The sequence below is a fragment of the Priestia sp. YIM B13489 genome (assembly GCF_042787645.1).
In the GTDB taxonomy this organism is placed as follows: Bacteria; Bacillota; Bacilli; order Bacillales; family Bacillaceae_H; genus Priestia; species Priestia megaterium.
Window position 1 is genome coordinate 1 of record NZ_JBHZOQ010000008.1, and the last position, 4,102, is coordinate 4,102.

Below are 4,102 nucleotides of genomic sequence, written 5' to 3' on the forward strand. Positions count from 1 at the left end.
TGATCAGCTAATTCTTTAATTGTGATTTCTTTCATCATAATTCCATTTAACATCTTTTTTACCAGCATTATACTAGCCTCCACTTCTGTTTTAAAAGTATAGTACTAGTATTCAAATGCAAGAATGATATTTCCTGCTTTTACGCTTGGCATTTAAACAACCATGGTTGAAGTACTAGGTAGACATGTTAGTAGCAATAAACCTGAAATAATAACTTTAATTACTTATAGTTCAATAATAACCTCTTAAACTGAAAGGTACGAGAGGTCCCGAAATAGGAGCTTCTCCTCCGCCGTAATACTTTGGCGCTTTAGCTGGATACCCCAATGGATAATTCCCCCACCAACTATTAACTTCTCCACTAGAATTGAGTACAAATCCAGTAGGTCGTTCGAAAGAAGGGACAAAATAAGGGTAGAAAGTGTAAGGAAAAGGAGTGTAGAAAGATGAATAAAACACGTAATCACCTACTTTATATCAAAAGAAGATATGGTCTAATAAATAGTCCATATCCTCTATGTATAGAACAGATTTGTATAAATCTGTAAGAACGTCATTTTCTTAGAAAGACGGGTGGCCATATCAAATCTTGATGCCGAAATATACTCAATAATACTTACACTCTATTCATCAAACCACCTTTAAGTTAATTGTCCATTACGAATAATTTTTTATCATTTGAGCAAACTATTCAAGACGCCGTGAAAGGGTCATTTACGATTTTGACTCAACGAATAGAAGACCATCCCTTTAAACTGGGAAGAGATGGTCTTTTTCTGTTTTTTAGATATATATCATATATATGTTTAGTTAACATAAAACACATTACCGGAAATAAAAAAACCCCATAGAATCAATGGATTACATAGGGTTTTTCTATCGATATATATAAAATATATATAAAACTTAATTTCTTAATTATTAATGAAGATAGTAATGAATAAGAGCAGGATGAATGTAGTAAACATGAACATAATGTGGTGTACCATGTTCAATTTGATGCATGTATTGGTTTATTAACTTCTGTATAGCATTATAAACGTTTGGTGGGTAACCATAATACCCATAATGTATTCCAACTCTTAAAAAATTATTATTATCTATAAGTAATTTAGAATGATTCATTTATTCACCTTCTCAATCAATAAATATAAAATTAAAAAGTTTGGTTTTATAGCATCTCTACTCTTGATTACACTATATGTAGCCATTGATACTTGAGTAACTTAATCTATCCTTCGAACTTCTTAATACTCCATTACATTGAAAAGAATCCTTTCAAATAACTATTCGAAAGGATTCTTAACATTTTTTATTTAAACAGAACCTCTAAGCCCCTGCAGCTGCCCCTCCAGTAGGTCCAGCTGGCTTTCTTTGACCTAGTTCTTGATCTAACATAAGAATAGCAGCAGCGTTGTTTTGCGCAAGTTTTAAACGATCAACAATTGTTTGTGACTGAGCTTCTTCATCCACTTGTTCTCTTAAAAATTCTTGTATAATAATTAACGTTTGCTGATCATTTGCTTGGTTAACATATTCATAAGCTTGACGATAAGAATTAGTTACAAATTTTTCATGTTCTAAAACTTTTTGAAATGTTTCTAAGGGTGTTCCATACTCACTTGGTTGTGCTGGTAAAGAGCTTAATTCAACAGTTCCTCCACGATCAACTAAGTAATCGATAAGTTTTACCATATGGGTTCTTTCTTCTTCTGATTGTAATCTAAGCCAAGTCCCCATACCTCTGTAATTCAATTTATTCATATAGTTCGACATAGCTAAATATAGAGTGGATGACACATGTTCAATTTGAATTAAATTATTTATTAATTTTTGGACCTGTTCATTAATCATCATTACTCCCCCTATTCTTTCAAATTAAATCCACTGTCATATTATTCGAATGTACGATTAGACATACATAAACTTGTTTTAAAATGCTTGTTACGAATAACCCATAACGTTTTTAGCAAACTAAATATATGTAGAATTTCTAAAGGAAATCCACCTCTGACAAATCAGGTGGTTTTTTCTTTATGATACATACATTATTGATAACTTGAGCAAACTACCCAAGATGATGGATATCATCATCTCATCTAGCATAACCTCTGAAAAAACTCCTGAATAGGCACAGGAGTTTTTTCTCTTTTTCGGCTGTATATCGTATACAGACCTAGTTTACATAATGTCTCTTATAAGAAGTAAAAAGCCTTGAAACGATTAGTTTCAAGGCTTTTTGAAAAGAGATCTTCTTTTTGCAAAACAAAATCCATAATAAAAATAAAAGAAGAAAAAAGATTTTCATATACTGCTATAAACCTTGATATATCAAGGTTTATAAGACTTTTTAGAAAGTTAAAAATAACTCATATACGAGTTGATTTTAACTCCTATAAGGGTTACTTTTAACCCTTATAGGAGTTAAAATCAACTGTTTTGAAGAGTTGTTTTTTCGAAAAAATCAAGAGTTAGAAATAACACTATAAAGGAGTTTATTTTAACTCTAATAAAGAGTTGATAATAACTTAAATATAAGTTAAGATAAAACATAATAAATGGTAAAAAATGATAGAGGTGGGTAATGTGGCTAAGATATCAAAAGTGGAAACAACAAAAGTAGTAGATATGAACGGAGAAATAACAGAAGAAACGACAAGTGTTTCTTTTAACTACGGAAAAGAGCCAGATTATATAAAAGTATATCTAGACAACATTGTTGTGTTAGCAGAAATACAAGGATGGATAAGTAAGGTATTATACGAGCTTATTAAAGGCGTAACTTATGCAAATAAAGGACAATTTATCATCATTAATTCAGGATATAAACGAATTGTAGCTGAAAATTTAGGCATTAAACAACAATCAGTAACTAATGCAGTTAATCAGTTAACCAAAAAGAATATTCTAATAAAAAAAGAAACAGGCGTTTTCTTATTAAACCCTCAATTCTTTGGAAGAGGTGAATGGAAAGACATCTCTAAAATTAGATACGAAGTAGAACTAAGTGCAGACGGAAAAGTTATGAGATTAAAAGATACAAATTAAAAAAATCATTAAAACATCGTGTTCATTCTTTTGAACACGATGTTTTCTACAGCTGCACATATATGTTCACTTTTAGTTAACATAAAACGTATTTAGGATTTTATCGTTAGTCACGACCAATGGTATCGTTCAACTTCTTCCGATACTTATCTTTCCAAGTTTTCTCATCCTTCACTAGGTCGTCACAGAAAGCAGCCACGTCCTCGCCCGTAAGATCAGTGACTTTTTTGCCTTCCGCTGCCCCTTCCTCGAAGAGTTCGAGAATGCCGACAAAGATACGACTGCTATCCTTCCAATCCGTTGGGCCACCACCAGCAGTCCACATATATTTTTGGATAGCTTTGTAAGCGTTGCGGTACTCACTTGGAAGTGACTTCGCCCGTGCCTCCATCGCCCTCCATTCCCGCTTGTCATCTAGACTTCCGATCATTTTTTCAAAAAAATTCATTTTACTTCTCTCCTTTTGATTTTATTAGTCTTGAGTTCATTAATTTTGCTTGAGATGAAACCCCATTTTCTCCAAAAAATTTCAAGTTGCTCTTGCCCTGCTACATTGAGTGTGTAAAATTTTCTCGGCGGTCCCTTAGTGGATGTTTTTTTCTCTATGTCCACCAGATTGTTTTTCTCAAGCCGCATGGTAATGGTATAAACTGTGCCTTCAACCACATCAGTGAAACCGAGTTCTCGCAGTTGTTGCGTGATTTCATAGCCGTAAGTTTCGCCACGGCTGATGATTTCAAGGACACAACCCTCAAGCACCCCTTTCAGCATTTCCGTGATATTTTCCAAATGTTTCCCCCCCCATTTTTATTTCACTTATATTTTTAGTACTCTGTATCGCCAGTATTCAGTATTACTTATTACTACTATATAGTATTACAAAGTAGATAATATGTTAAACATTTTTTAATTTTTTTTACAGTTAACTCAAATAAGCGAAATTTCAAACAAGAAATTCGAAACACAAGGATAAATTTTGATACTCTGAGCAAACTACCTAAGACGCCGTGAGGCATCTATCCTTAAAACAAGAGCGTACATCTCAAAAAAGAGA

Annotated in this window: 4 protein-coding genes; 1 reads left to right on the forward strand and 3 read right to left on the reverse strand. The window is 32.7% G+C overall.

Annotated elements, in window-relative coordinates; all coding sequences use genetic code 11:
* Positions 1 to 1,329: 1,329 nt before the first annotated feature.
* Complete coding sequence (locus tag ACFX4W_RS00405; protein WP_377558884.1) at positions 1,330 to 1,851, reverse strand: ferritin; 522 nt, start codon at positions 1,849 to 1,851, stop codon at positions 1,330 to 1,332.
* A gap of 735 nt (positions 1,852 to 2,586) precedes the next feature.
* On the opposite strand from ACFX4W_RS00405, the gene ACFX4W_RS00410 reads away from it, so the two are divergent.
* A complete protein-coding gene (locus tag ACFX4W_RS00410) occupies positions 2,587 to 3,048 on the forward strand; it encodes a replication/maintenance protein RepL (RefSeq protein WP_061860493.1) in 462 nt (153 codons plus the stop codon).
* Positions 3,049 to 3,154: 106 nt separating this feature from the next.
* Here the strand turns inward: ACFX4W_RS00410 and ACFX4W_RS00415 are convergent, their stop codons facing one another.
* Together ACFX4W_RS00415 and ACFX4W_RS00420 are read right to left on the reverse strand one after the other, a co-directional pair.
* Entirely contained in the window at positions 3,155 to 3,496 is a 342-nt protein-coding gene (locus ACFX4W_RS00415; protein ID WP_377558882.1) for a DUF1048 domain-containing protein, read from the reverse strand.
* Positions 3,493 to 3,837, reverse strand: a complete 345-nt coding sequence (locus tag ACFX4W_RS00420) for a PadR family transcriptional regulator (RefSeq protein ID WP_098526324.1) — start codon at positions 3,835 to 3,837, stop codon at positions 3,493 to 3,495. The genes ACFX4W_RS00415 and ACFX4W_RS00420 overlap by 4 nt, the downstream gene beginning before the upstream one ends.
* Positions 3,838 to 4,102: the final 265 nt, after the last annotated feature.